The sequence below is a fragment of the Nitrospinota bacterium genome (genome assembly GCA_016235255.1).
GTDB lineage: Bacteria > Nitrospinota_A > UBA7883 > UBA7883 > JACRLM01 > JACRLM01.
In genome coordinates, this window is record JACRLM010000063.1 from 15,056 (window position 1) to 41,630 (window position 26,575).

Annotated in this window: 24 protein-coding genes; 5 read left to right on the plus strand and 19 right to left on the minus strand. The window is 57.4% G+C overall.

Annotated elements, in window-relative coordinates:
* Window positions 1–68 precede the first annotated feature (68 nt).
* From HZB29_07920 to HZB29_07930, 3 genes are all read right to left on the minus strand, one after another.
* Complete coding sequence (locus HZB29_07920) at window positions 69–1,916, minus strand: PAS domain-containing sensor histidine kinase (GenBank protein MBI5815524.1); 1,848 nt, start codon at window positions 1,914–1,916, stop codon at window positions 69–71.
* Window positions 1,909–2,463, minus strand: a complete 555-nt coding sequence (locus tag HZB29_07925; GenBank protein ID MBI5815525.1) for a hypothetical protein — start codon at window positions 2,461–2,463, stop codon at window positions 1,909–1,911. Before HZB29_07925 ends, HZB29_07920 begins: the two co-directional genes overlap by 8 nt.
* A 376-nt stretch (window positions 2,464–2,839) precedes the next feature.
* Window positions 2,840–3,523, minus strand: coding sequence for a DedA family protein (locus HZB29_07930; protein ID MBI5815526.1), 684 nt, complete (start codon window positions 3,521–3,523; stop codon window positions 2,840–2,842).
* Between the two features lie 167 nt (window positions 3,524–3,690).
* On the opposite strand from HZB29_07930, the gene HZB29_07935 reads away from it, so the two are divergent.
* The 5 genes from HZB29_07935 (at window position 3,691) to HZB29_07955 (ending at window position 10,292) form a co-directional block, all read left to right on the plus strand.
* The gene (locus HZB29_07935; GenBank protein ID MBI5815527.1) at window positions 3,691–4,944 is read left to right on the plus strand and encodes an MFS transporter; all 1,254 of its coding nucleotides are present in this window, start codon (window positions 3,691–3,693) and stop codon (window positions 4,942–4,944) included.
* An 18-nt stretch (window positions 4,945–4,962) separates the two neighbouring features.
* Window positions 4,963–6,072, plus strand: a complete 1,110-nt coding sequence (dprA, locus tag HZB29_07940) for a DNA-protecting protein DprA (GenBank protein MBI5815528.1) — start codon at window positions 4,963–4,965, stop codon at window positions 6,070–6,072.
* 20 nt (window positions 6,073–6,092) lie between these two features.
* Window positions 6,093–8,363: a type I DNA topoisomerase gene (topA, locus tag HZB29_07945; protein ID MBI5815529.1), complete on the plus strand. Its 2,271-nt coding sequence runs from the start codon at window positions 6,093–6,095 to the stop codon at window positions 8,361–8,363.
* The gene (gene trmFO, locus HZB29_07950; GenBank protein ID MBI5815530.1) at window positions 8,324–9,688 is read left to right on the plus strand and encodes a methylenetetrahydrofolate--tRNA-(uracil(54)-C(5))-methyltransferase (FADH(2)-oxidizing) TrmFO; all 1,365 of its coding nucleotides are present in this window, start codon (window positions 8,324–8,326) and stop codon (window positions 9,686–9,688) included. Before topA ends, trmFO begins: the two co-directional genes overlap by 40 nt.
* Before the next feature lie 274 nt (window positions 9,689–9,962).
* Window positions 9,963–10,292, plus strand: coding sequence for a type II toxin-antitoxin system HicB family antitoxin (locus HZB29_07955; protein ID MBI5815531.1), 330 nt, complete (start codon window positions 9,963–9,965; stop codon window positions 10,290–10,292).
* A 49-nt stretch (window positions 10,293–10,341) separates the two neighbouring features.
* On the opposite strand, the gene smpB is transcribed toward HZB29_07955, so the two are convergent.
* The 16 genes from smpB to pheA all read right to left on the minus strand — a co-directional run bounded on the left by smpB (window position 10,342) and on the right by pheA (window position 26,557).
* On the minus strand, window positions 10,342–10,842 hold the full coding sequence (gene smpB, locus HZB29_07960) for an SsrA-binding protein SmpB (GenBank protein ID MBI5815532.1): 501 nt from the start codon (window positions 10,840–10,842) through the stop codon (window positions 10,342–10,344).
* A 6-nt stretch (window positions 10,843–10,848) separates the two neighbouring features.
* A complete protein-coding gene (locus tag HZB29_07965) occupies window positions 10,849–11,157 on the minus strand; it encodes a phosphoribosyl-ATP diphosphatase (protein MBI5815533.1) in 309 nt (102 codons plus the stop codon).
* Window positions 11,150–11,929, minus strand: a complete 780-nt coding sequence (gene hisF / locus HZB29_07970; GenBank protein ID MBI5815534.1) for an imidazole glycerol phosphate synthase subunit HisF — start codon at window positions 11,927–11,929, stop codon at window positions 11,150–11,152. The genes HZB29_07965 and hisF overlap by 8 nt, the downstream gene beginning before the upstream one ends.
* Window positions 11,926–12,660, minus strand: a complete 735-nt coding sequence (gene hisA / locus HZB29_07975) for a 1-(5-phosphoribosyl)-5-[(5-phosphoribosylamino)methylideneamino]imidazole-4-carboxamide isomerase (protein MBI5815535.1) — start codon at window positions 12,658–12,660, stop codon at window positions 11,926–11,928. The genes hisF and hisA overlap by 4 nt, the downstream gene beginning before the upstream one ends.
* Window positions 12,661–12,747: 87 nt before the next feature.
* Complete coding sequence (gene ispD, locus HZB29_07980; GenBank protein MBI5815536.1) at window positions 12,748–13,449, minus strand: 2-C-methyl-D-erythritol 4-phosphate cytidylyltransferase; 702 nt, start codon at window positions 13,447–13,449, stop codon at window positions 12,748–12,750.
* On the minus strand, window positions 13,446–16,397 hold the full coding sequence (locus tag HZB29_07985; protein ID MBI5815537.1) for a DEAD/DEAH box helicase: 2,952 nt from the start codon (window positions 16,395–16,397) through the stop codon (window positions 13,446–13,448). Before HZB29_07985 ends, ispD begins: the two co-directional genes overlap by 4 nt.
* A 1-nt stretch (window position 16,398) precedes the next feature.
* Window positions 16,399–17,466, minus strand: a complete 1,068-nt coding sequence (aroC, locus tag HZB29_07990; GenBank protein MBI5815538.1) for a chorismate synthase — start codon at window positions 17,464–17,466, stop codon at window positions 16,399–16,401.
* A gap of 2 nt (window positions 17,467–17,468) precedes the next feature.
* Entirely contained in the window at window positions 17,469–18,035 is a 567-nt protein-coding gene (locus HZB29_07995; GenBank protein ID MBI5815539.1) for a hypothetical protein, read from the minus strand.
* Window positions 18,036–18,072: 37 nt separating this feature from the next.
* Window positions 18,073–19,548 (minus strand): glycosyltransferase family 39 protein, encoded by a 1,476-nt coding sequence (locus HZB29_08000; protein MBI5815540.1) that lies wholly within the window; start codon window positions 19,546–19,548, stop codon window positions 18,073–18,075.
* A gap of 2 nt (window positions 19,549–19,550) precedes the next feature.
* Complete coding sequence (gene sppA, locus HZB29_08005; GenBank protein ID MBI5815541.1) at window positions 19,551–20,471, minus strand: signal peptide peptidase SppA; 921 nt, start codon at window positions 20,469–20,471, stop codon at window positions 19,551–19,553.
* 50 nt (window positions 20,472–20,521) lie between these two features.
* The gene (locus HZB29_08010) at window positions 20,522–22,312 is read right to left on the minus strand and encodes a 30S ribosomal protein S1 (GenBank protein MBI5815542.1); all 1,791 of its coding nucleotides are present in this window, start codon (window positions 22,310–22,312) and stop codon (window positions 20,522–20,524) included.
* Window positions 22,313–22,368: 56 nt separating this feature from the next.
* Complete coding sequence (locus HZB29_08015) at window positions 22,369–23,073, minus strand: (d)CMP kinase (GenBank protein ID MBI5815543.1); 705 nt, start codon at window positions 23,071–23,073, stop codon at window positions 22,369–22,371.
* Between the two features lie 93 nt (window positions 23,074–23,166).
* A complete protein-coding gene (locus HZB29_08020; GenBank protein MBI5815544.1) occupies window positions 23,167–23,739 on the minus strand; it encodes a transposase in 573 nt (190 codons plus the stop codon).
* Between the two features lie 43 nt (window positions 23,740–23,782).
* Window positions 23,783–24,571, minus strand: coding sequence for a GIY-YIG nuclease family protein (locus tag HZB29_08025; protein ID MBI5815545.1), 789 nt, complete (start codon window positions 24,569–24,571; stop codon window positions 23,783–23,785).
* A gap of 33 nt (window positions 24,572–24,604) precedes the next feature.
* Window positions 24,605–25,450 (minus strand): prephenate dehydrogenase/arogenate dehydrogenase family protein, encoded by an 846-nt coding sequence (locus HZB29_08030; GenBank protein ID MBI5815546.1) that lies wholly within the window; start codon window positions 25,448–25,450, stop codon window positions 24,605–24,607.
* A 36-nt stretch (window positions 25,451–25,486) separates the two neighbouring features.
* Window positions 25,487–26,557 carry a prephenate dehydratase gene (pheA, locus tag HZB29_08035; GenBank protein ID MBI5815547.1) on the minus strand — a complete coding sequence of 357 codons (1,071 nt, stop codon included), beginning with the start codon at window positions 26,555–26,557 and terminating at the stop codon, window positions 25,487–25,489.
* Window positions 26,558–26,575: the final 18 nt, after the last annotated feature.

Below are 26,575 nucleotides of genomic sequence, written 5' to 3' on the forward strand. Positions count from 1 at the left end.
TCTCACAACGGCGCGGGCTCTTCAAGAGAAGGCTCCATGCGCCTGGCGGCGATGGGGCCGGAGAAGAGTTATCGCCTGTCGAACACAAGGTCTGGCATGGCGATGTAGAAGACGCTTCCCTTTTCAGGCTGTGTTTCCACCAGTATCTCCCCGCCGTGGGCCCGGATGATTTCGTGGCACAGCGGAAGCCCAAGCCCGCTCCCCTTTTCGCCCCCCGTGCCGATGGTGGTGGTCTTTATCTCCATACTGAAAAGGTGGGGGAGCAGTTTTTCGCTTATGCCCACTCCGGAGTCTTTCACCGCCACCACTCCCTTCCCGTTCCCCGGGGCAAACACGGTCACCTCGCTTCCGTTTTTGGAGAACTTGATCGCGTTGGACATGATGTTGGACAGCACTTCGTAGAAAAGATGAGGGTCCGCGTATGTGACCGTCTTTTTGGGCACTTCGTTGACAAGGCGCACCCCTTTTTTCTCCGCCACAGGGTTCACCTTCTCGATCACGTCCTGGGCCATGTGATGGCAGTCCATCAACTCCAGGTTCAGCTTTATAGACCCGCTCTGCAGGCGGCTGAGGCTCAGCAGTTCGTCTATCATCCCCACCATCTGTTCGATTATCTGGTTGATGGAGGTGATCTGCTCGGCGATCTTGGGGGGCTGGGAAACGCCGAAATTGATCTTCATGAGCTCCGTGATGAAACGTATGGACTGCAACGGCGATTTAAGGTCGTGCGAGACCAGCGACACGAACCTGTCCTTTATCTTGGTTGCCTCCTCGGCCCGTTCCTTGGCCACCCGCAGTTCATGGGTGCGCTTGGCGACCATCTCCTCGAGTTTCACGTGGGAATCCCGCAGTATTTCCTCGGCCGCCTTGCGCTCGGAAATGTCCGTGGAAATGCCGCACACGGCGTATATTTTCCCCTCATGGGAGCGGATGGGGAATTTGATGGTAAGGTACGTGGCCGGCTGCCCGTCATTGAACGGGGCCGTTTCCTCGAATTCTATCGGCCCCCCGCTCCGGATGGACTCGTGGTCCGAAAGAATGATCCTGTCCGCCATCTCCTTTGGCAGGAAGTCGTGCGGGGTCTTTCCTATCACTTCCGGGGCGCTTGCGCTGAATATCTTTTCCCACTGCCTGTTGACCAGCAGGAATTTGCCTTCCAGGTCCCTCATATATATGGCGGAAATGGTGTTGTCCGTCATCGCCTGGAGCCGCTCTTCGGTCGCCCTCTCCGATTTCCATGCGGAGTCCAGCCTCTTGAAAAGGTCGGTCATTGCGATGGCCACCTGGCTGATCTCGCCGGTCAGGTATCCTTTCACCGGCGGGAGGGAGGCCAGCCCGGCGAAGTTGACGCTGGACAACCCGTCTGCAAGGGAAGCCAGCGGCCGCAACAGCATGTTCACAAGAAGGTAAAAGCCGAACGCGCCCCCGGCGATCAAAAGAAGGATATAAAGAAGGTTTTTCCTGGCGTCTTCCACCAGGCGCTTGTAAAGATAATCGTTGTAAACGACGGCGATTTCGCCGCGCAGGTCCTGTGTGGCCTGGGAATAGAAAGGAGCGCTCACCACGAAGGAGCGCGAGGCGGCCGGGTCGTTCTTCTCGCTTAATGCCTGCCCGTCCACGGTGGATACGTCTATGCCGAGAAAAAGTTTCTTCCCTGTGACCGGATCGGTCATCAGCATCAGCCGCTTGATCGTGCGCTCTATGGCGCCTGGATCATTCTCCTCCAGGGAAGCCTCCACCATGTGCGTGGCGTACATCATGATGACTTCGGCCTTGGCCTGTTCGCTTGTCCTGATGGACGGGATGATGGAGAACTGCCAGTAAAGCAGCACACCAAGGGCCAGCGCCAGCCCCATCAGGGCCACAGAGGAGGGCAGCAGGATCGTCAGGCGGCTTGCAATCCGGAATCTACTCATAGACGCTGGAGAATTTCAGGACCGTTTTGTTGATCTGCAGGTGCGATTTGGCCAGGGTGTTCTTGTTGAAATAAGGCTCCACCTTGATCTTGATCAGCACGCTGGCGGTTGCGCCGCGCGGGACATCGTCGTCATAGGGGGAGAAAAGGATAATCCCGTTCTCCACGGCGCACCCCAGCGCCTTCTGGAACAGCTGGTCGTTCAGTTTTTCCGTGAGCATCATGGCGGTGTATCCCGCGCATGAAGGCTTGTTGTCCAGCGTGATCTCCACAGGGAACCCGCTTATGTTCGCCAGGCGTTTTTTAAGGTATTTGCCGGCTTTCTCGGCGGTCTCCTTCTTGTCACCGTATAAAAGCAGCAGCTTGACCGCGCCGCCGGGCGAGACCTTTTTCGCCAGTTCCTGGTCCACCGATACGATTCTCGGGAAAACGTCCAAGGAAATCCACAGGCGTTCTTCCTCCACATCCCCGGCATAGGAACTGGCAGCCATGCGGGTGAAAATCATGATTACCCAGAAGGCGGCGAGAAATACTGCTTTTTTCCGCATCGGTTATATTTTTATCAGGAGGGCCGTCCAGGATTGATAATACGCCGCGATGCGCATATAGTTCAATCCGTTGGTGTCAGGGGGGGTGGAAACGGACCCTTGGCGGATGTCAACGTTCATAAAAACATTCGTCATCAAGGCAAAGCCATCCATCATCTGGAACTCTCCGAAACCACACAGACTGCTTTCTTTTCGGATAAGCGGCTTTCCCCCTGGGCCGGCCGGCTGATTTCCGTTATCAGGCCGACAAGTTTTATTATACCAGAATTTGCAAGCAATGAAACCATACTCGCTGAATAAAAAAATATTTTTTCGCCATTTAAGGCCGGTCAGCGCGTTTCCCGCGGCTGTCCGCCTGGAAAAATGGAAAAGCTTTTCAATTCATATCCTTCTCGTCAACCTTCCCGGCCTCGCCGGAGCTTCTTTGCGCAAGCCTGGACTGTGTGAAATGGTAAACGCCGGGCGTGATGGACATGACTATGATCGCCATTATCACCAGGGTGAAGTTGCTCTTGACCACCGGGATATTGCCGAAAAAGTAGCCGCCGAAGACAAACAGCGCCACCCACGAAATGGCCCCTGTCACGTTAAAGGCCAGAAACCTCCCATAGCTCATTTTGCCGATGCCGGCCACGAATGGGGCGAAAGTGCGTATCACAGGCATGAACCTGGCGATGATTATGGTCTTTCCGCCGTGGCGCTCGAAAAAGTCCCGGGTCTTGATGAGGTTTTTGGTGTTTATCACCCATGAATTTTCCTTCTGGAACACTTTCGGGCCGACGTAATATCCCACCCAGTAGTTCACGAAATCCCCCAGGATGGCCGCGATGACAAGAAGCCCCGCCATCATGTAAACGTTGAAATGGCCCAGCGCGGCGAAGGCGCCTATGGCGAAAAGCAGGGAGTCCCCCGGAAGCAACGGGGCCACCACAAGGCCCGTTTCCATGAAGATGATCGTGAAAAAGATCACATAGGTCCAGTTCCCGTATAGATCAATGAGAAAACCTATGTGCTTGTCCAGATGCAAGACAACGTCAACAAGCCACTTTATGTAGTCCATGTGCCGGAAAAGTTCCTTTTAAATAGATGACATATTTTGGTGGGAACCGCCGCGCCAAGGTAATGACCCCCCGGTTTTACAAACCCTCCGGATTGAATTATACTGGCCGCGCTGTGCCGGCGCAATGAATCGCTTTTGGCGCCATTGAACTTCAAACGGGACGCGCAATGAATTTTTCCGCAAACGGCGAAGGGGCAAACTTCCAAAACTCCGTCAAAGTGTTCAGCGTGCCGGTCATCGTGGCCTCCCTCGGCTATTTCGTGGACATATACGACCTGATCCTGTTCAGCATCGTCCGGGTGCCGAGCCTGAAAGAGCTGGGGCTGGACGGGAAGGACCTGCTTAACGAAGGTGTGTTCCTGCTGAATATGCAGATGGGCGGGATGCTCACAGGCGGATTGATCTGGGGTGTGATGGGGGATAAAAGAGGGCGGCTGACCGTCCTTTTCGGCTCCATATTCCTGTATTCGCTGGCCAACCTGGCCAACGGTTTTGTGCATTCGTTGGAAGGCTACGCCGCCTGGCGGTTTATCGCCGGGGTGGGGCTGGCCGGGGAGCTGGGCGCGGGGGTGACGCTGGTGCTCGAGACTCTCCCCAAAGAGACGCGGGGCTACGGCACAATGGTGATAGCCTCGGTGGGTGTGGCTGGGGCGGTGCTGGCCAACTTTGTGGCGAAAAATTTCGACTGGCGCGCCGCGTTCTTCATCGGCGCCGGGCTTGGCATGGCGTTGCTGGTGTTGAGGGTTAGCGTGTACGAATCAGGCATGTTCCGCGCCATGGAGGCCTCCGGCGCCCGCAGGGGGGACTTTTTCAGCCTGTTCACATCGAAGGACCGTTTCTGGCGGTATATGAATTCCATCCTGATCGGCCTGCCGCTATGGTTTGCCGTCGGTGTGCTGATAACATTCGCCCCGGAATTCGCCAAGGCGATGAATATCGCCGGGGACGTGAGCGCCGGGAACGCCGTGATGTACTGTTATATCGGCCTTATATTCGGCGATTTCGCCAGCGGATTCTTGAGCCAGTACATCGGCAGCAGGAAAAAAGTGGTGCTGGCCTTCCAGCTTCTGGCCATGGTGATCATCGGATATTACCTTTCGATGAACGGCCAGTCCGCCAGCCACTTCTATACCGTATGCGTGGTCCTGGGATTCGCCATAGGGTACTGGGCGGTTTTCATCACGGTGGCGGCGGAGCAGTTCGGGTCCAACCTGCGGGCCACGGTGGCCTCCACCGTCCCGAATTTCATCCGTGGGACGGTGATTCCCATCACGTTCTCCTTCAAACTGCTCAAAGACATCGTGGGGATAACCGGGGCGGCCGCCATTGTGGGATGTGTGTGCGTGGCCTTGTCGCTGGCAGCCTTGTGGAGGCTGGAAGAGACTTACCACAAAGACCTGAACTTCATAGAGATCGATTAAAAACTTAAACGCCGTGTTATGACCGATGACGAGCGCCTTTACCGGATAGCCCTTAACGCCGTGCCTTTCATCGGGCCGATGATATATCACAGGCTTGTGGCGGCGTTCGGATCCGCCGGGGATGTGTTCCGCGCCCAACCTGATTCTTTGAAGGGGGTTGAAGGGGTCTACGAGAATCTGGCCCGCAAGATAGTCCAGGCAAATCCTTTGAAGACCGCCGCAAGGGAGGTGGAACTCGCCCAGAAAACCGGAGTCACCATAGTTTTGCTCGGCGAGGAGTGTTATCCCGTCCCGCTAAGGAACGCCTATTCGCCCCCTCCCGTTCTATATATAAAGGGGAAATGGGAGGAGGCGGACACCGTGTCCATCGCGGTGGTGGGCACAAGGCGCCCCACGGCCTATGGCAAGCTGATGGCCGAGCGGCTGGTGGAAGGATTGACGAAGGCCGGGCTGACGGTGGTGTCCGGCCTGGCGCGGGGGGTGGACGCCATAGCGCACCGCGCCGCCATCGCGGCGGGTGGGAGGACTGTGGCCGCCCTCGGCTGCGGCGTGAACATCATCTATCCGCCGGAGCACAGGGAGCTGCAGGAATCCATTTGCGGCCACGGCGCCGTGGTCAGCCAGTTCCCTTTCGCCGCCGCGCCGGACAAAATGAATTTCCCGATGCGAAACAGGATCATATCCGGCCTTTCGCTGGGGACGCTTGTGATAGAGGCGGCGGAAAAAAGCGGGGCGCTGATCACCGCCTACGCGGCAATTGACGACAACCGAGACGTGTTCGCGCTCCCCGGCCCGGTCAACTCCCAGAACAGCGCCGGGACCAACAAACTCATCAAGCGCGGCCACGCAAAGCTTGTGCAGGGAGTGGAGGACATCCTCGATGAACTGCCGGATTACGTCCGCTCGGCGATGGCAAGCCGCCAGGCGAGTCTGCCGCTTGAAACGGAGGAAAAAATCGAAGGGGAGGAGCTCATGGTGATTGAAGCGATGGGCCCGGAGGCGCTGCATATCGATATCATAAGCCAGATGTGCGGTTTGCCATCGAATATGGTATCTGCTATACTCCTGACCCTTGAACTCAAAGGCAAGGTAAAACAGATGCCCGGCAAGTTGTTCATAGCCGGTTAAACAGGTTGGATTGTCCTACGATGGGTAAAGGTCTTGTTGTGGTGGAGTCGCCGGCGAAGGCGACGACTCTGAAAAGATATCTGGGCAAGGACATGGACGTTCTGGCGTCCATGGGGCATATAAAGAACCTTCCCAAGTCCAAGCTCGGGGTGGACATAGAGAACGGCTACAAGCCCGAATTCGTGACCATCAAGGGGAAGGCGAAGGTTTTAAAGGAACTCAAGGACGCCGCAAAGCGCGTTGACACCATATACCTGGCGCCCGACCCGGACCGGGAAGGGGAGGCCATCGCCGCCCATCTGGCCGACGAGATCGGCGGCAAAGGCAAGAAGATATACCGCGTCCTGTTCAACGAAATAACCAAGAAGGCGGTGCAGGCCGCGATAAACAATCCCGGCGAAATAGACACCGACAAGGTGAACGCCCAGATGGCCCGGCGCATACTCGACAGGCTTGTGGGCTACAAGATATCGCCGCTGCTTTGGGAGAAAGTCCGCAAGGGGCTATCGGCCGGCAGGGTGCAGTCCGTGGCGCTGCGGATAATCGTGGAGAGGGAAAATGAGATAAAGGCCTTCGTCGCCAAGGAATACTGGACGATAGAAGGCTCCGCCCAGAGCAAGACGCCGCCGCCGTTCGAGGTGAAGCTCGCCCAGTACAAGGGTGAGAAGATAGAGATTGATAACGGCGAGCGCGCCGAGGAGGCCGTCAACGCCATCCGGGCCGCGGCGCTTGTCATCTCCAAAGTCGAAAAGAAAGAGCGCAGGCGCAATCCGTTCGCCCCGTTCATAACTTCCACGCTGCAGCAGGACGCCAGCAAAAAGCTCCGGTACAACGCGAAACGGACCATGTCCGTGGCGCAGAAGCTTTATGAAGGGATGAACATCGGGGACGAAGGCCCGACTGGTCTGATAACGTACATGAGGACGGACTCCACCCGGATTTCGGAAGAGGCCGTGGCCGAGGCGCGCAAGTTCGTGCTGCGGGAGTATGGGCAGGACTATCTGCCGGCCCAGCCGAACATTTACCGCACCAGCAAGTCCGCCCAGGACGCGCACGAGGCCATCCGCCCCACTTCGGTGGAGCGCACGCCCGAGTCGGTGAAAAAATTCCTGGGCAAGGAAGACCTGGCCCTGTACGAGCTTATATGGAAACGGTTCGTCGCCTGCCAGATGGCCCAGGCGGTGTTCGACGTCACCGGGGTGGACATCACCGCCGGAGATTACACCCTGCGCGCCACAGGCTCGATCATGAAATTCGCCGGGTTCCTGAAAGTTTACGAGGAGACCCGCGAACAGACTAACGGCGAAGCGGTGGACGACCAGGACAAGCGGCTTCCGGCGGACCTGGCGGAGGGTCAGACGGTGAACCTGGCCGATATAAAACCGCTCCAGCATTTCACCCAACCGCCGCCGCGATACACTGAAGCTTCGCTCATCCGCGAGTTGGAGGAGAAGGGGATCGGACGGCCCTCCACATACGCCGGGATAGTCAGCGTGATCCAGGAGCGCGAATATTGCTCCATCGAGGACCGCAAGCTCGTCCCGGCGGAGCTGGGGATGCTCGTCTCCGGGCTTCTTGTGGAAAATTTCCCGGACATACTCAACGTGGAATTCACCGCGCAGATGGAAGGGGAATTAGACCAGGTGGAGGAGGGGAAGAAACGGTGGACGTCGGCGCTCGACGATTTTTACCGCCCCTTCGAGGCGGACCTGGAAAAGGCCAAAAAGAACATGCGCAACGTGAAGGCGGAGGCGGAGAAGACCGACCACGTCTGCGACAAGTGCGGAAAGCCGATGGTGATAAAGTTCGGCAGGTTCGGAAGGTTTCTGGCCTGTTCGGGCTATCCGGAATGCAAGAACACCATGAAGCTGGACAAGGACGGCTCCGCCGTGGCAAAGCCCGAGGCCCCGCCAGACGAGCCGACGGACCTGAAGTGTGAAAAATGCGGGTCCCCCATGGTGATAAAGACCGGAAGGTTCGGCCGCTACATAGCGTGCGCGCGCTACCCGGAGTGCAAGACCACAAAGCAGATCGGCATCGGCGTGAAATGCCCGCGCGAAGGTTGCGGCGGGGAGCTTGTCCGCAAGCGCACGAAGACCGGCAAGAATTTCTACGGCTGCGGCAACTATCCGAAGTGCGACTTTGCCACATGGGACGAGCCTGTGGCGGAAAAATGCCCGGACTGTGGCCATCCGTTCCTGGTGAAAAAGATACTCAAATCAGGCGAATTCCTAAAATGCCCGAATAAGGAATGCGGCTTCAAGAAAGATATGGAGCCCCAGACCGCCTAGCGGCTGTTATCGGAGGCGGGCTGGCCGGCTCCGAGGCGGCGTGGGTCCTGGCCCGCGCATTGGGGGATCGCGGCCGGGTGGACCTTTTCGAGATGCGCCCGGGCAGGATGACCCCGGCCCATTCCACAGCATCGCTGGCGGAGCTTGTATGCTCCAACTCCCTCAAGTCCGAATTGCTATCCACCCCTGCGGGGCTTCTCAAGGCCGACCTGCTTAAACTCGGTTCACCGCTTATGGCCCAAGCCCTGAAATGCCGCGTCCCGGCGGGAAGGGCGCTGGCGGTGGACAGGATCAAGCTTGGCGAGACGGTGACGCAGTCCATCGGCGCGCAACCGGGTATCCGTTTGATACGCGAAGAGGCCGCGGACATTCCGGAAGGATACGATACTGTGATAATCGCCACCGGCCCGCTCACCTCCGGCGCGATGGCGGAAAAACTCAAAGGGCTCATCGGCCAGGAGAGCCTTTACTTCTACGATGCGATAGCGCCGATTGTGGAGACCGGCTCCATAGACATGTCCATCGCGTTCACACAGGACAGGTATGGGGATGATGAAAGCGGCGATTACCTGAACCTGCCGATGGAACGGGACGAATACGAAACGTTCGTCGCCCGGTTACTTTCGGCGCAGACCGTGGCGTTGCGGGAGTTTGAGAAAAAATATTATTTCGAAGGGTGCCTGCCCGTAGAGGAGATCGCCAGCCGTGGGCGCGATGCGCTGGCGTTCGGGCCGCTAAAGCCGGTGGGATTGCGCGACCCTCGCACGGGAAACCGCCCATACGCCGCCGTCCAGCTTCGCAAGGAGAACGAGGCGGGAGACGCCATGAACATGGTCGGGTTCCAGACCAAGCTGACTTATCCGGAGCAGGAAAGGGTTTTTAGGACAATACCCGGCATGGCCAACGCAAGATTCCTGCGGCACGGATCGCTCCACCGCAACACATACATCAATTCACCGCGGACGCTCAACGCGGACATGTCGTTGAAAAGCGCTCCGGGGATTTTTCTCGCCGGGCAGATCACGGGGGTGGAAGGGTATGTGGAGTCCATCGCCATGGGGCACATGGCGGCGCTGTCCGCCGCCGCCCGGCTTTTGGGGCGGCCATTCACGCCGCCGCCGCCCGCCACCACGTTAGGCGCGCTTCTCGGCCACATAACAGATCCGGCCCGGGCGGAAACATTCCAGCCGGCCAACATGAACTTCTCCCTGTTCCCGCCGATAGATGATGAGGGGAAAGGGCGCAAGCTGCGCCGCGCCATGATACTGGAACGGGCGGGGAAGGAGATGGAGGAGTGGATGGCGGGCCGTGAAGACGTTGACTGATGATATCAATAGTGATACCATTTGTTTATGGCGAGGATAGCGGGCATATTGCATGAAATGCGGAATAACCCCGCCGGTGTCCGTTACAAAACATTGTGCATGGTATGCGATTTTTATTTTGGCAAGCCCCGGAATTCTGGCGGCAGCCACAGGATTTATAAGACCCCGTGGATTGGCGACCCAAGGGTGAATGTCCAAAACGACAACGGCCGCGCAAAGGTGTATCAGGTGCGGCAGGTGTTAAAAGCCGTCGGGCGTTTGGAGATGGAGCGGAATGAAGGTTAAAGACCCTTACACATACCGAATATCGTGGTCTGCGGAGGACCGTGAATATGTGGGGCTTTGTGTCGAGTTCCCGTCGCTAAGCTGGCTTGCCAAAACGCAGGAGGCGGCGCTTGCGGGAGTCCGCGAACTGGTCAAAAAAGTGGTGGGCGACATGGCCCGTTCCGGCGAACAAATCCCGGAGCCAATCTCGACAAAGTCCTATAGCGGCAAATTTATCGTGCGCGTGCCGCCGGAGGTGCACAGGCAGCTTGCGATGGAGGCCATGGAAGAAGGAGTGAGCCTGAACAGGCTTGTCAGCGCCAAACTTGCGCACAACTAATTCAGAACTATTGCAATAAATGGGAGATGTGCAAATGTGTTTTTCATTTCTATTTCCTCATCGCCCGGTCCATCTCCCGCTGCGCGTCGCGGCTCTTGATGTCCTCCCGCTTGTCATAAAGCTTTTTCCCCTTGCCCACGCCAAGCTCGATTTTTACGAGCCCTTTCTTGAAATAAAGTTTCAGCGGCACAAGGGCCAGCCCTTTTTCGGCGGTGGACTCGGTCAGCTTTTTTATCTGGCGATGGTGCAACAGCAGCTTGCGGTTCCTCATCGGGTCGTAATCGGCCACGAAAGTGTTGCGGCTTTCATAGGGCGTTATGTGCATCCCCATAAGCCACACCTCACCTTTGTGCACCCGGGCGAAGGCGTCCTTCATCTGAACCTTGCCGCCCCGGATGGACTTCACCTCGGCGCCGGTGAGGGCGACCCCCGCCTCCAGCGACTCCAGGATGTGATAGTTGTGGCGGGCGTTCCTGTTCTGGATGGATGGAAGGGGCCTGCCCTCCCTTTTTCCGCCGCCGGACGGCTTTCCGTGTTTACCGCCAGCCATGGCGCCTCATTCCTTTTCGCGAAGGCCCGTCTTGCCGAAGCGCGATTGCAGCTCGGCCAGAACGTCGTCCACCGGGATGTCCTTTTGCGCCAGCGCCACGATGGAGTGGAACCACATGTCCGCCGTCTCGTAAACGATCTGACCCCGGTCCCCGGTCTTGTGCGCCAATATGGTCTCCACCGCCTCCTCGCCAACCTTTTCGAGTATCTTGTCCTCCCCCTTGGCGTAGAGGCTTGCCACATAGGAGCTTTTCGGGTCGGCTTTCTTTCGCTCCACCGCCACGGCGTAGATTTGCTTTATGATGTCGTCATTCATGGCTTTCCACAAGACGCACAGGCGTCCCCCTTTCATGCAGATAGCGTTTGGCCTCGCCTATTGTGTATTCGCGGAAATGGAATATGGACGCCGCCAGCACAGCGTCAGCCCCCCCCTCGTTCAGCCCTTCGTACATGTGCTCGAGCGTCCCCACGCCGCCGGAGGCGATCACAGGTATCGTCACGGCGCGGCTTACCGCTCCGGTCAACCCGATGTCATACCCTTGTTTCGTCCCGTCGGCGTCCATGGAGGTGAGCAATATTTCGCCCGCCCCGAGGTTTTCCATTTTTACGGCCCATTCCACCGCGTCGTGCCCCGTGGGGGTCCTGCCGCCATGGATGAACACTTCCCAGCCTTCGGCCCCCTGCCTTCGTTTGGCGTCTATCGCCACCACGATGCACTGGCTTCCGAACTTTTGCGCGGCGTCGCGCACGAACTCCGGGTTTTTCACCGCGGCCGTGTTTATGGCCACCTTGTCCGCCCCGGCGCGCAGAAGGCTGTGTATGTCGTCCAGTGTCCGCACTCCCCCGCCCACGGTGAGGGGCATGAACACCTGTTCGGCGGCGCCTGCCACAACGTCCAGGATGATGTCACGTTTTTCATGGGATGCGGTGATGTCCAGGAAAGTTAGCTCGTCGGCCCCCTGCTCGTCGTACATCCGGGCGATTTCCACAGGGTCGCCCGCGTCCCGCAGGTTCAAAAACTTCACCCCTTTCACCACACGTCCTTCTGTGACGTCCAGACAAGGGATTATTCTTTTCTTTAGCGTCATGGCGCCTCCTTCCGGCAAATGGCGATGGCCTCTGTAAGGTCGAGGGTCTCCTCGTAGATCGCCTTGCCTATGATCATCGCCGAAACGCCGAATTTCTCCAGCTTTTTGATGGAATGAACGTCTTCGATGGTGGTCACGCCGCCGGACGCGGTGACCGGGATGTCCACCGCGGAAGCGAAGATTTTCAGCCCCTCGAGGTTTGGCCCTTCCAGCATGCCGTCGCGCGAGATGTCCGTGTATATGATGCCGGACACACCCATGGCCGCGAACCGTTCGGCCAGGGCCACGGGGTCCGCGTCCACCGTCTCCAGCCACCCTTTAGTGGCAGGCTTCCCGTTTTTCACGTCTATGCCCACAAGGATGCGGTCGGGATGCGCGTCGGCCGCGGCCAACGCCAGGTCCGGATTCTCTATGGCCGCCGTCCCCAGGATCACCTGCGATACTCCAAGGTCAAGATACTCGGTTACAGCCTGTACGGAACGTATGCCGCCACCTATTTCCACCGGAATCCCCGCCGCGTCCACAATGGCCCTGATGGCCGCCTTGTTCACTGGTTTGCCAGCCTTGGCTCCGTCCAGGTCCACAAGGTGAAGTCCCTCGGCCCCCATGTCCGCCCATTTGAGCGCAAATTCCGCCGGGTTGTCTGAATACACCTTCTTCTTGCGGAAATCGCCCTTCGTCAGGCGCACAACCTTGCCGTCCATAAGGTCGATGGCTGGCAGTATCCTCATGTCACACTCCAAATTGGTCAATCGCATATGATAAGGCAATGCGGCTTGATAAATCCAGCGTGGAGCGTGCGCCGGATCAGCCCGGAGTCATCCCGCCATTGCCGCGGTGAATGCCTCCGCCATTTTGATGTCTTCCGGCGAAGTGATCTTGATGTTCATCTCGCTCCCCTCGACTGTCCACACGGCAGCGCCGATGCGTTCGGCCAGGGTGGACTCGTCCGGCGCGGTGAATCCATCGCGGGCCGCCGCCTCCACCGCTTTTTGAAAAACTTCCCGTCCGAAAGCCTGCGGCGTCTGTATGCGCACCGCCCCTTCGCGCTCCATGGCCCCGGCGATTACGCCACCAACAGTCTTTTTCAACGTGTCCTTCACAAATATGGCCGCCACGGCCGCGCCGCGCCCGGCCGCCATCGCCACCGTGCGTTCGATTATTTCGCCTGTCACGAATGGCCGCACTCCGTCGTGGGTCATGATGATTTGCGCGTCATGCGACACTGCGGCGAATCCCCGGATCACCGACTCCTGCCGTGTCGCTCCCCCTTCCACCACAGCGCTGACCTTGGAAATGCCGTGCCGGGCGATGATTTCGTTTTTGACGAATTCGATTTCCCCGGCCGGAGCCACGACTATTATTTCATCAATTGCGGGAGAGGCGCACAGCTCCGAGAGTGTCCATGCAAGCACAGGCCTTCCGCGAAGGCTCATGAACTGTTTTTTCACATCCCCCCCCATCCGTATCCCGGATCCGGCCGATGGGACGATTACGGCTGTCTTTGGCCCCTTGGTCAAAACTTTATCCTCCGTTTCGGCCGCGTGTCCTCCCCGGCCTTTGCGATAATCTTTTCCAGGTCCCAGTCCAGCGCAAGCCGCGCGAGTTCGCCGCTTTTCATCCGGTACACTAGCCGCCGGTTCTCCAGTCCGTATTCGAAAAGCTCCTTGGTCACCGCCACGTCCCCCTCGCAGTATTCGGCCACCTGCTCGTGTTTCCCCTCCGCCCACCATTTGAGCGACTGCAGCCCGTCCGCCGTCTTCCCCTTGCCAAGCGTGGCGGTGGCCAGATGGTCCAGGCTCAGGCGGAAACCGAGCCTTGTGTGAACGTCCAGCAATATATCAAACGACTTCACCTCGCGGGCAAGCTCAATGTCCGTGTACGCGGCAAGTACCCCGTAATCGAATTTCACATGGTTAAATCCCACCACCAGGTCGGCGGACAAAAGTTTTTCCACCAACGCGGCGGCGTCCTTTTCCCAATACCGGATATTGCGTTTCTCGCGGGAGTCGTACACCACCGCCACCGCCAGCCGCATCTTGTCCAGCTTGTCCCATCCACCAACATCCCCGGCGCTTTTCTGCGTTTCGATGTCAAAGAACAGTATCCGCCGTTCCGGGGCCGGGTCGTAATATGTGATCCCGGGGGCGGCCTGTTCCACTTTGGCGGCGGGTTCGATCCCGGGAGCAGGTTCCGCCGTCTCTTCTTTCACAGTCTTTTTCACTCCGGTAAAGTACGATAAAAGTATCCGGGCCGCCTTCTTGTCCAGCGGCTTGTTGCCGGAGCCGCATTTGGGCGAATGGATGCACGAGGGGCACCCTTCTTCGCAGGGGCATTCTTTGAGCAGTTTGTACGCCGCCTCCCACAGCCCCTCCACTTTGCCGTATCCCGCCTCGCAAAGCCCCACTCCGCCCGGATATCCATCGTAGAAGAACACGGCGCTCTTGCCAAGGGCCGGATACATCGGATAGGAGATGCCGCCTATATCGTCCCTGTCGCACAGGGCGAAAAGGGGGAAAAGGGATATGGCGGCGTGTTCGAAGGCGTGGATGCCTCCCATGAATCCCAGTTGCCTGCGTTCCACGTCCATTCGCGCCTGCTCGCCGATCTCGATCCAGAACCCGACGGTCTCAAACTCCGTCACCGGCATGTCCAGGTCAACAACGCCCAGGGACTCCTGTCCGAATATGGAGCGTTTCTCATAGCCTGTCACCTGTTCTTTCACCTTCAGCCGGCCCAGGCATATCTTAAAGCCGTTCACTTCTTTGGAATCGAGGACCTTTAATATATCGGTCTCTTTTTCGGAGCGCGGCCGGGTGTAATATCGCTCCTCCATCGGGGCCACATGGACGGCCCGTTTTTGCAGGTCCAGCTTTGTGACGATATATTGCCGCCCCATGTGAAGGTAAACGGATCCCTCATGCCCCTCGGTGAACACCCGCGACCCTCCGAGGCTGCCGATGATCTTTTCACCCCCCTCGGCGAATATTGTGAAACTGCCGCCGACGGAGCGGATATCCACGTCGCGATGCGGATTTTTGCGGGGGCAAAGCCACTTGCCCGATTCCATGGACATGGCGATGAGCCGGTCTTTCTCCATTTGCGCGAACAGCGCGGCCCGTTTCCCAGGTTCGAAATACGGGTCATCGGAGCCGATTGGAAGCTCCATTGCTGCGCACGGGATGTGGCCTCTCAAGATATACTCGTTGTCCGGGTCTATCACCGCCGCCTCGAAGCCCCGGCGGAAAAAGTCCTCTGGATTCCTGACAAAATGCTGGTCGAGCGCGTCCTGCTGGGCCACAAGCAGTATCAGGAACTCGTTTGCCCCGCGCCCCACACGCCCGCCGCGCTGCCATGTGTTTATGATAGTGCCGGGATAGCCGACGAGCACGCATACGTCCAGCCCGCCGATGTCCACCCCCATCTCCAAAGCGGAAGTGGTTATCACGCCGTCCATCTTGCCGGAAAACAGGTCTTCCTCTATCTTTCGCCGTTCGGCGGGGAGGAATCCGGCGCGGTAATTGCCGATCCTGCCGGCAAGGAGCGGATCGGCCTGTATGGTCCATGTGTATATAAGCTCGGTGATCTTGCGGGCCTTTGTGAACGCGATAGTCTTCAAACCGGAGTTTACCGATGCGCGAACCAGCTTCGAAGCGTCGGTGTACGGGCTCCCCTCCGTGTTGTAGAAAACAAAATGCCCGCCGGGGCGGGGCGCGCCGGACTTGTCCACCACGGCAAAATCCCGCCCGGTGAGGGTTTTGGCGAACGCTCCGGGATTGTTTATCGTGGCCGAAGAGAGAATGAACCTCGGTGAAGCGCCATAGCTTGCGGCGATGCGTAGGAGCCTGCGGAACACCTGGGCCACATGGCCCCCGAAAACCCCCCTGTAAGTGTGCGCCTCGTCCACAATCACATATTTGAGCTTTTTGAAAAACTCCTCCCACTTGCCATGGTATGGGAGGATTGAAAGATGGAGCATGTCCGGATTGGTGAAGATCGCCCTGGGCATGAGCGACATGATTTTGCGCCGCACATGGGGCCGCACGTCCCCGTCGAACACTTCGGCTGGGGAAAGGCCGGGCAACCCCTCCACCGTGCCGTTAAAGGAGTTAATCTGGTCGCGCGCCAGCGCCTTTAACGGGAAAAGGAACAACGCCGTGGACTCATTGCCCGTCAAAAGCTCATGGATCACCGGCGCCGCGTAGCATAACGTTTTGCCCGATGCGGTGGGGGTGGAGACGATGACGTCCTTGCCATCGAGCGCCGCTTCGATGGCCTGCGCCTGGTGGGAGTACACATTCTCAAGCCCGCGTGAAACAAGCCTTTCGCGAAGTTTTGGGTGGAGCCTGTCCGGCAACGCGGCCATGTTCGCGGCGACAGGGGGGATGTGGCGGTGATGGACGATGTTCGCGCCGATGTCCCGGCGGTTTTTAAGCTCTTCTATGAAAGAGGAAACCGGAATCGCCATTTCATACGCGTGCCGAGCGGTTGCGCAGGACGTGGTCGGCTATCACAAGGCACATCATCGCCTCGGCCACGGGCACGGCGCGGGGGACGACGCATGGGTCGTGCCGCCCTTCCACGCTCACAACGGTGTTATCGCCCCCAGCTGTCACGGTCATCTGCTCTTTTAATATGGACGGGGTCGGTTTGACGGCGATGCGCGCCACGATGGCGTTTCCGTTTGTGATACCCCCGTCGATTCCTCCGCTGTTGTTGGTGAGGAACATCTGTTCGCCATCCACCATCCGCATCTGGTCGTTGTTCTGCGAGCCGCGCAGCGACGCCGCGGAGAAGCCAAGGCCCACTTCCACCCCCTTCACGGCGTTTATGGACATGAGCGCACGGGCCAGGTCCGCGTCGAACCTGTCGAACACAGGCTCGCCAAGCCCGGCGGGGACCCCAGTGGCCACAACCTGTATGATACCGCCCACAGAATCGCCATCCTTGCGCGCGGAAAGTATCTGCTCGATCATTTCATCGGCCGCATCCGGGTCGGCGCAACGCACCTCATTGCTCTCGATGGCGGCGCGGTCGAACTTTTTTGCGTTGACGCCGTTTATCATCGTCGTGTGGGCGCAAACGTCTATTCCCATCGTGGATAGGAACGCCCGGGCGATGGCCCCTCCGGCCACGCGGCAGGCGGTCTCCCTCGCGGAGGACCTTCCACCCCCGCGATGGTCCCGCAAACCGTATTTGGCGGTGTATGTGAAATCGGCGTGGCCGGGGCGGAAAATGTTTTTTATGGCGTCATAGGCGGAGGAGTCCGCGTCCTTGTTTTCGATCAAAACGCTTATGGGCGCGCCGGTGGTCTTCCCGTCGAACACGCCGGAGAGTATTTTGCATTTGTCCGGCTCGCCGCGCTTTGTGGTGACCTTGCCCAGGCCTGGCCGCCGCCTGTCCAACTGCGCCTGTATGATTTCTTCGCTTAAGGCAAGCCCCGCCGGGCATCCGTCCACAACGGCTCCGATGGCCGGGCCGTGGGATTCCCCCCAGGTGGTAAGCCGGAACTGGACGCCGATAGTGTTCCCCGCCATTGTCAGCTTGCCATGGAAACGGCGCCGCCGCCGGTCTTGTTTTTTAGCGCCGCCACAATTTCATTCACAACACCGTCAATCGGACGGTCTGTGTTGTCCACCGTGATCTCCGCGTGCCGCCGGTAAACAGGTGTGCGATCTTCGTAATATTTCTCGAATGAGTTGCGTGGGTCCGTTGGGTCGAAAAACGCCGGTATGCCGTTTTTCATTATTCTGCTGAAAAGGGTCTCTTTCTCCACAGAAAGATGGACCATTATCCCCTTTTTAAGGACCGCGCCGGACTCTTCCATGTTCATCAACGTCCCCCCGCCCAAGGATATCACCGCATAAGAGGACTCGAAAGCCTCCCGCACCGCTTCCATCTCCAGTTTCTTGAAATATTCCGCGCCGTATTTTTTATATATCTCGCGGCAGTTTAGCGGCTCGTCCTTTAATATCTCGTGGAGCCCTTCGATTATGGCGTCTGTATCGCTGTATTCAAGCCCCAGTTTTGCCGCCAGCGCGCGGCCGACAACAGTCTTCCCGCTCCCCTTAAAGCCGATGAGGATCACAGGTCCGGGGATTTTCATTTTACCGCCGCGATGTTTGATAAACGTGGCCGGGCCGTCATATTTCCACAAGTCCGCCCTGGTAATTGTAGCATCTATAAATGGAAAATTCCCTTATCAATTCGCCATCCCGCTCTATGCGCACCACCCCTGCCGGCTCCACCCGCTCAAATCCACCGCGTATTTTGTCCAGTTCTATCCGTTCCGTCTCCTCCAGGTACACCGCGTTGCGCCCGATCAGCTTTTCCACGGGGCCAAGATAGCCAAACCGCCCCTTGCCGGTCATCATGAACGCTTCCGGCCTGCCGGGGGTGTAATATGCCATCAGGCTTGATATCTGGTAGCGCTGGGTGAGCACAAAGGCGCCCTCGCCCAGCGTGGACAATTCTTTGGCGGCTTGGTTCCCCAATACGCTCCAGCCGTAAATCCTCCTGCTTAATTCCCGTTTCTGCGGCATGGGGAGCGCCGGATCCACGATCTGAGCATGTATGTACACAGTGAACACCGCCATCAACACAAGCGCCGCCGCGTAACCTTTTTCCACCAGCCGCCCCTTTCGGATCTGCGCGAAACTCCCGGCGTACCGTTGGACGAAGCCGGGCGCCGCCGTCAACGCCGCCAGGTACGCCACCACCGCCCAGTTTCCCTCCATCCGGGCCTTAAAGCTGTTTACGGTGAAAAACAGGAGCAGCGGCAGCGTCATGAACGATATGTAAAGGAAGTCGTCCCGTTTTTCGCGCAGCCCCATCTTCGCCATTCCCACGCCGGTCCACAGCGCCAGAAAAAATCCGGCCACCCCGAAAAGCCCCACCTGCCCGCCCCAGAATTCCGCGAAATTCATCCATGCCGGCGCGCCGGCTTCCGAGAATCCGTGGGAAAACTGGAAGCGGAACGAAGTCCAATCGTGGGTGTGGTTCCAGTAAATCACCGGAGAGAAGATGATTATGGAAAGCGCGAAGGCCATGTATGGCTCCCGCCGGAACAGCCAGTGCCGGTTCTCCGCCGAATACAGGATGAACAGGAAAAGCGCCGGGGCGAAAAGGGCGGCGGTGTATTTAGAAAGAAGCGCCAGCCCGTAGAAAAAACCGGTGGCGTACCAGTGGCGCGGCTCCTGGGTGTCTATGAGCTTGTGTCCGTAATAGACCGACCCGAGCCAGAAGAACATAAGCGGGCTGTCCGGGGTGATTATGACAGCGCCGACGGACGTTATGGGGACAATGTTAATCAGAAGCGCAGCGCCGAGCCCCGCCCGTTTGTCGTTGAAAATCCCGCGGGCCGTTTCATAAGCGAACCACGTAGCCCCGGATGCGAGCAGCGCCGCCGCCAGCCGCACGAACCTTTCCGAATCGGCCAGCGATGTGAAAACGGCGATAAGCCATGCCACCATCGGTGGATGGTCGTAATAGCCCATTTGCGGATGGAGCGACCACAGCCAGTAATACGGCTCGTCCAGCGACAGCTCGAACAGCCCGGAATACCAGACCCTGAATATGGTGAGCGCGAGGAGGGATACGAGAAAACCGGCCCGGCCCACGTTTAGAACGCCGGCCAGAGAAAATAAAGCCCCGGCGGCGGGAAAAGGCGGTTGAACGATATCGCGCTGTCGTAATCTTCGTCCATGCCGTCCCCCATCAGACGGCGCAGCAATCCCTTGTCCTTTTCATCCTCAACCGTCTCGGGCTTGCCTTCGATCCCGCCGAGCCTGGCGGCCAGGGCGAGCGCGTCCTCAAAATCGCCTATCTGGTCCACAAGTTTCACCTTGTGCGCCTGGCGGCCGGTGTATATCCTGCCGTCGGCAAGCTTTCGCACTTCGTCCACAGGCATTTTGCGCCCAGCGGCCACGTCTTCCACGAACTGCTCGTAGGTGTCGTCCACCACCCCCTGGATAAGCTCCTGGTCCTCGCTTGTGAAGGGGCGGTGCGGAGAGCCAACGTCCTTGAACTTGCCGCTCTTGACCACAGTGGCGCCAAGCCCGATCTTTTTCATCAGCTCATGGGTGGACGAGAACATTATTATCACGCCGATGGATCCTGTTATCGTGCCGGGATTGGCCACTATCTTCGAGCACGGCGCCGCGGCGTAATACCCGCCGGAGGCGGCAAGCGCCCCCATGGAGGCCACCACCGGCTTTTTGGCCATGGCGCGCCTCACTGCTGAGTGAATCTCCTGGGATGGCGCCACAACGCCACCGGGACTGTTGATTTTGAGCACGATGGCCCGGACGGAATTGTCCTCGGACCACTTGTCCAACTGGCGGTTCACCTCGCGGCTGTCAATTATCACTCCGCCAAGGCGCACCACCGCGACCTTGTCCCGCGAGAAAGCCGTCACCTTCGCCGGAGACGATCCCTTCCCGCCGGAGAGCATTTTAACGGAGGCGAAGAACAGCCCCCCCATCACCAAAAAAAACAGGACCACCGCAAGGGCCGCGCTGCGATTCCTTCCGGATGGTCCCATTCTCTAACTCCCGTTACGAATATGTTCTGGCCGGGAACGTTTCTTCAGGATCAAGCCTGCTGGCCTTCACCCTCCTCCATTCCATCGGCGGAGTCGTCAACGTTCTGGTCATCGGCGTCACCGCCGGCGGCCGCCTCTTCCATCGCCTTAAGCTCCCTTTCCACTTCCTCCGGGGAAAGCCCTTCGAGGAACGCCTTGATGGAAAGGCCGATCTTGCGGTTGGGCGCGTCCACCTTTATCACCTTGGCGGTGACGTCCTGGCCCACCTTCACCGCCTTGCGGGGATTGGCCACCCGGTTGGTGGAAAGCTGTGAAACGTGGATGAGCCCCTCTATGCCGCTTTCGATCTCGGCGAACGCCCCGAAGTTGGTGACCTTCGTGATCACACCCTTCACCTCGGCGCCCACGGGGAACTTGCCTTCCACGGAACCCCACGGATCCTGCTCAAGCTGCTTTAGCCCCAGCGAAAGCCTCTCGTTCTCCCTGTCCACCGAAAGCACCATGCAGCGGACCTTGTCCCGCTTCTTGAGTATCTCGGAGGGATGCTTTATCTTCTGCGTCCAGCTCATATCGGAAATGTGGATCAGACCGTCCACCCCTTCCTCAAGCTCCACGAACGCCCCGAAGTCCGCCAGATTCCGTATCCGTCCCTCCACGCTGGAGCCCACCGGATATTTCTCGTCTATCGTGTCCCAGGGATTGGCCTCGATCTGCTTCATGCCAAGCGAGATGCGTTTCTTCTCCCTGTCTATGGAAAGAACAACGGCCTCCACCTGGTCGCCGATGTTCACCACTTTCGCCGGGTGGCGGATGTGCTTGTTCCATGTCATCTCGGAGATGTGGACGAGCCCTTCGATGCCTTCTTCCAGCTCGATGAAGGCGCCGTAGTCCGCTATGGACACCACCCTGCCGCTCACGCGGGAAGTGGGCTTGTATTTGTCCTCCGCCTTCATCCACGGATCCGCGGTCATCTGCTTTAAGCCAAGCGAAACGCGCTCCGTGGTCTTGTCGAACTTTAGCACCATCACCTTCACGCTGTCGCCGATGGAGAACACCTCGGAAGGATGGTTCACCCGGCCCCAGGACATGTCCGTGATGTGGAGCAGGCCGTCTATGCCGCCCAAATCTATGAAAGCGCCGTAATCGGTGATGTTCTTCACTATGCCTTCCACCACCTTGCCCTCCTCCAGCTGGCCCAAAGCGGCTTCCTTGGAGATCTTGCGCTCTTCTTCGAGCATCACGCGGCGGGAAAGAACTATGTTCCCCCGCTTTTTGTTCATCTTTATGATCTTGAACTTGTATTTCTCGCCGATGAGCCTGTCCAGGTTCTTTATCGGGCGAAGGTCGATCTGCGAGCCGGGCAGGAACGCCTTGAGCCCGATGTCCACCGTCAAGCCGCCTTTTATCTTGGAGGTGACAATGCCTTCCACCACCCCGTCCGCGTCGTACACCTTGGCCATCTCGTCCCAAACCCGGATCTTGTTGGCCTTGTCCTTGGACAGGATAAGCCTCCCCTCGTGGTCCTCCACGCTTTCAAGCAGGGCCTCCACCGTGTCGCCAAGCTTTAGCGACGCGGCCTGGGCGCCGAACTCATGGAGCGGGATCACCCCCTCGCTCTTGAGCCCCGCGTCGATCACCACAAAAGAGTCGGTCTTGTTGATGATCACGCCATGGACCACTTCCCCTTCCTTGTAAGAGCCCATGGTGCTCTCCAGAAGGGCGTTGAACTCCTCCTCGGTCATCCGGTCCGTGTCGGCGGAGCCCAGGGCGGCGTCCGCCACGGCGGCGTCCGCGTAGTCGTCGGCGTTGATACGGCTGTGTGATTTTGCTTTCGCTGTCATAAAAAAATGAAAATGTCCTTCCTCACGTTATTTTCACGGCCCCATACGGGAACGCGTCAGGCATGGCCACCAAGCCTGAAAAGGATAATTTGTAACATTTTTTGCAAAACTTCGTCAATACTCAAATGGCTGGTGTCGATTTCCATGGCGTCCGCCGCCTTTGCCAAGGGGGCCTCCGCCCGGCCGGAGTCTATGGCGTCCCGCTCCCTTAAGTTGGCCAGCACTTCGCCGTGGTTTAGCCTGTGCCCCTGTGTTTCCATCTCTTTAAGGCGCCGGTACGCGCGCACCCTGTCATCGGCGACAAGGAAAAACTTGAAATCCGCGTCCGGGAAAACATTCGTCCCGATGTCGCGCCCCTCCATCACAATCCGCCCATGGCGCCCCATTTCACGCTGGAGCGCCACCATTTTGTCACGCACTGGCTTTTGGGCGGCCACTATCGAAACGGAGGCGTTCACGTCCGGCCGGCGGATGCGTTCGGAAAAATCCGCGCCGTCCACAAAGGTTTTCTGGACGGCTCCATCGCGATGGAAAGTGATTTTGATTGATTCGGCGATCCGGCCCACAGCGTATTCATCTTTCGGGTCAACCCCAGAGTCCAGCGCCTTTGCGGTGACCGAGCGGTACATGGCGCCAGTGTCTATGTACACCCCGCCGATTTTTTCCGCCAGCAGCTTGGCCAGGGTTGATTTTCCGGACCCCGCCGGCCCGTCAATTGCCGCCACAAGGCGGGAGGGGAGGGGAGTATTATCGGCGGTCATCAGGAATGCATGTCGCGAAGGTTGGATATGATGAAATGTACGGGCACGGCGCGCCGTGCCCTATAATTATGGATACAGATTTTTTATCCAGTATCATGACATCCATGTTTCCGGATATTTGTTTTCCACACCCTGATATTCAGGGTTTTCTCTGTCCAAATGCCAGTTTGCGGAGTTGTCCATAATATACTGGCGGATTTTGTTCAGGGATTTATTATTTCTGATGATGTGCTCATAATAGTTGCGATGCCAGACAACGTATTCAGGCGATTTCAGCATTTCCCGTGCACGCCTGGTAACAGCCGATTTGAAAGACCTGACAATTGTCGGGATTGAATTACCAGTGGGCCTGCCGAAACTTTCTTCTGTACGGGCACGGCGCGCCGTGCCCTTGCAACGATCTTCAATAAACAATATCCCGTGAAAATGATTCGGCATCACAACAAACGTGTCCAACTTTACGTTTTTCCTGATATGCGCAGTCTTGAGCCATTCATCTTTTACAATTCCGCCGATTGGGCTTAATCCCATCTCGTTGTTTAGGATTTCCCCAAACAGCCGCATTCCATAAAACGAACAAATTGTTATGAAATAGTTGCCCGGTGTCGAGTAATCAAATTCTTTCAACCGGATTGATTTGCGGTTGGGTGCGTTATTCTCATCCATAGGGCGATTATTATGAGGGCACGGCGCGCCGTGCCCGTACAATTCATCTAAGAACTTTCTCCAGTGAATGTATTTCTTTCTTATGTTCTCTGACAATATCGAGCAATATCCGGTTTATATCACCATCAAGAGGAACTTTGCCTTTAACGCGGTTGCCTTTTGTATGGTGAATATTCAGGAGCAACGTTTCAATGTCCTTTAAATACTTGACATGCTTGATTCTGAAAATGACGAATTCATTCCATTTATTGGCGTGCCGATCTTTTAAATGATGATTTATTCTGGTTCGAAGGTTATTGGTCAGCCCAACATAATAAAGGGCGTCATTGTTATATAACGCATAAATTCCAGCATATCCTTGCATGATTTCGTTAAGTTTCGATTTAAAAACCGGGTTCTCAAGGATTTTAAAAGGCAGCTTTTTTGTCATTCCTTTAATAAGAGCGCCCTTGCGGCTTTTGCCCACCCTTTTCTCTTTATTTACTTCTTTCCGCCTATTTCGTCCCGCACTGTTCTTGAGATGATTTTTGTACCAGCCAATATTCCCCGCCTTGGTTTTCCCCCCGAATATTTTCCTGCACAGCGCGGCGAGTTCTTTGTTACTTCCATCCCAACCTGATTTCAATTGGCAGATGACAAATTCTCCAACACCCTTATCGAAATCAAGACCATGCTCACGTTTAAGATGCCTTAAATGGACAAGGACAAGTCCTCTTGGCAATGAAGTGGACTGGCTGATTGTATCAACATCATTGATGCCGTTTAAAATGCACGCATCAATTATTCCACCCTGTGTGGCAACGCCATGGTTGAATACATTGCGCTCGCTCATTATTTCCTGTTAACGTAAAAACCTGGTTTATTACTATACACGCTTTCCTTCCATCCCCTTTCTCACCCCAGCTATCTTATCCAGCCGTTTCTCTAAACTATCAAAATCGCCGCCAGCAATCATTTGTTTCAACTCCCCAAGGCTCTTCTCATACTTCCCCACCGCTTCCAAAATCATCTCCCGGTTCATCGAAAATATGTCGCGCCACATGGCAGGGTGGGAAGCGGCGATCCTCGTGGTGTCGCGGAACCCCCCCGCCACGAACCGGCGGATGGCGCCCTCCTTGTCCGCGCCATCGAGCGTGTCCACCAGCGCATAGGCCGCCAAGTGCGGCAGATGGCTAATCAATGCAAGGGCCTCGTCGTGATCTTCCGGCGTCATTTCCACCACGATGGAGCCCACGCTCTCCCACATCTTCCGCACCTTTAAAAGCGCCTCCGGATCGGTGTTTTGAGTGGGTGTAAGTACCGTGTACCTGTTTTTGTATAAAGTGGAAAACGCCGCGTCCGGCCCGGATTTTTCCGTCCCGGCGATTGGGTGGCCTCCAACAAACCTTACATGCTTTGGAAGTTTCTCGTCCAGTTCGCGAACGATGGCGCCTTTGACGGATCCGCCGTCGGTGATAATGCATCCGTCGGGAAGATGCGGGGCCACAGACAGGCATAACGGGATGATGGATTCCACCGGCGCGGCGGCGAAAAAAAGATCGGCCCCTTTTACCGCTTCATTATGATCCTGGCTCGCCTCGTCTATGATTTTTAGTGCCAGCGCCTTGCCCAGCGTCTCCCTGCTTCTGCCAAGGCCAACGACGGTCTTGAAAATCCCCGCATCTTTTCCGGCCAGCGCCAGCGATCCGCCGATAAGCCCAACGCCTGCCATGACGGCCCGGTTGAAAAGGTGAGCCAAAGTAAGCTCCTACGCTTTCGCGTTGGGATACGATCCCAGCGATTTGAAGAACGTCGTCTGCCCCTTCATCTTTGAAAGGGTCCATTTCACGTCAGCGTCGTCCATATGGCCGTCGAAATCTATGAAGAAAACATATTCCCATCCGGCCAGTTTGCGCGGGCGCGACTGTATCTTGGAGAGGTTTATCTTTTTCGCGGCGAAAGGTTTCAGGATTTTGTTGAGCGCGCCCACCGAGTCCTTTATCGAAAACACTATGGATGTCTTGTCGGTTCCGCTGCGTGGCGCCTTGTCCAGCGAAATGACGAAAAACCGCGTCTGGTTCCCCGGCATGTCCTCTAACTTCTCCGCCAGGACGTCCAGGCCGTATATCGCCGCCGCCTCAACCGAGCCGATGGCCGCGCCGTTCTTGTCCTTCTTGGCCTTTACCGCCGCTTCGGACGATGACGCGGTCTCTATCACCTTCACTTTAGGCAGGTTCATCGCCACCCACTTGCGGCACTGGGCCAGCGGCATGTAGTGCGTGTAAAGGGTCTTGACCGCCCGCATATCCCCGGCGGGCGAAAGCAGGTTGTGATGCACGTCCAGGTACAATTCTCCGAAAATGTTCACCTGGCTTTCTATCAGAAGCTCCATAGTCTGGCCGATTGCGCCCTCAATGGTGTTCTCAATGGGGACGACCCCGAAATCACAGGTGCTTTTCTCCACGTTTTTGAAAACGGAGTCGATCCCCGGCTCCAGCGAATAGGACGAAGAGGAGCCGAAAAGCCTTATCGCCGCCAGATGGCTGAACGTGCCGGCAGGGCCCAGGCAGGCCACCTTTATCTCTTTTTCCACCGAGCGGGTCGCCGAGAAAATCTCGCGGAACACCCCGCGCAGCGCCTCCGGCGAAAGGGGGCCGCCATTTAGCTGGCCCACCCTTTTGAGTATTTCATTTTCCCTGGCGGGGATGAACACAGGCGATCCCGATTTTTTCTTTATCGCCGCGATCTTTTGGGCCAGTGACGCCCGCTTGTTTAGCAGACCGACGAGCTTTTCGTCTATCGCGTCGATTTCCTTGCGGATTCCGGAGATGTCTTTCATGCTACGCCCATGTTGTTA

Excerpts from the sequence above, each read along its gene's own strand:
- smpB (MBI5815532.1), bottom strand. The coding sequence starts at position 10,842 with ATGGCTGGCGGTAAACACGGAAAGCCGTCCGGCGGCGGAAAAAGGGAG.
- aroC (MBI5815538.1), bottom strand. The coding sequence starts at position 17,466 with ATGGCGGGGAACACTATCGGCGTCCAGTTCCGGCTTACCACCTGGGGG.
- HZB29_08010 (MBI5815542.1), bottom strand. The coding sequence starts at position 22,312 with ATGACAGCGAAAGCAAAATCACACAGCCGTATCAACGCCGACGACTAC.
- HZB29_07925 (MBI5815525.1), bottom strand. The coding sequence starts at position 2,463 with ATGCGGAAAAAAGCAGTATTTCTCGCCGCCTTCTGGGTAATCATGATT.
- HZB29_08020 (MBI5815544.1), bottom strand. The coding sequence starts at position 23,739 with ATGGATGAGAATAACGCACCCAACCGCAAATCAATCCGGTTGAAAGAA.
- HZB29_07965 (MBI5815533.1), bottom strand. The coding sequence starts at position 11,157 with ATGAATGACGACATCATAAAGCAAATCTACGCCGTGGCGGTGGAGCGA.
- sppA (MBI5815541.1), bottom strand. The coding sequence starts at position 20,471 with ATGGGACCATCCGGAAGGAATCGCAGCGCGGCCCTTGCGGTGGTCCTG.
- topA (MBI5815529.1), top strand. The coding sequence starts at position 6,093 with ATGGGTAAAGGTCTTGTTGTGGTGGAGTCGCCGGCGAAGGCGACGACT.
- pheA (MBI5815547.1), bottom strand. The coding sequence starts at position 26,557 with ATGAAAGACATCTCCGGAATCCGCAAGGAAATCGACGCGATAGACGAA.
- HZB29_07995 (MBI5815539.1), bottom strand. The coding sequence starts at position 18,035 with ATGAAAATCCCCGGACCTGTGATCCTCATCGGCTTTAAGGGGAGCGGG.
- hisA (MBI5815535.1), bottom strand. The coding sequence starts at position 12,660 with ATGAGGATACTGCCAGCCATCGACCTTATGGACGGCAAGGTTGTGCGC.
- HZB29_08030 (MBI5815546.1), bottom strand. The coding sequence starts at position 25,450 with ATGGCAGGCGTTGGGCTTATCGGCGGATCGCTGGCGCTGGCCGGAAAA.
- HZB29_08025 (MBI5815545.1), bottom strand. The coding sequence starts at position 24,571 with ATGAGCGAGCGCAATGTATTCAACCATGGCGTTGCCACACAGGGTGGA.
- HZB29_07930 (MBI5815526.1), bottom strand. The coding sequence starts at position 3,523 with ATGGACTACATAAAGTGGCTTGTTGACGTTGTCTTGCATCTGGACAAG.
- HZB29_07935 (MBI5815527.1), top strand. The coding sequence starts at position 3,691 with ATGAATTTTTCCGCAAACGGCGAAGGGGCAAACTTCCAAAACTCCGTC.
- HZB29_08015 (MBI5815543.1), bottom strand. The coding sequence starts at position 23,073 with ATGACCGCCGATAATACTCCCCTCCCCTCCCGCCTTGTGGCGGCAATT.
- trmFO (MBI5815530.1), top strand. The coding sequence starts at position 8,324 with ATGCGGCTTCAAGAAAGATATGGAGCCCCAGACCGCCTAGCGGCTGTT.
- HZB29_07985 (MBI5815537.1), bottom strand. The coding sequence starts at position 16,397 with ATGGCGATTCCGGTTTCCTCTTTCATAGAAGAGCTTAAAAACCGCCGG.
- HZB29_07955 (MBI5815531.1), top strand. The coding sequence starts at position 9,963 with ATGAAGGTTAAAGACCCTTACACATACCGAATATCGTGGTCTGCGGAG.
- dprA (MBI5815528.1), top strand. The coding sequence starts at position 4,963 with ATGACCGATGACGAGCGCCTTTACCGGATAGCCCTTAACGCCGTGCCT.
- hisF (MBI5815534.1), bottom strand. The coding sequence starts at position 11,929 with ATGACGCTAAAGAAAAGAATAATCCCTTGTCTGGACGTCACAGAAGGA.
- HZB29_07920 (MBI5815524.1), bottom strand. The coding sequence starts at position 1,916 with ATGAGTAGATTCCGGATTGCAAGCCGCCTGACGATCCTGCTGCCCTCC.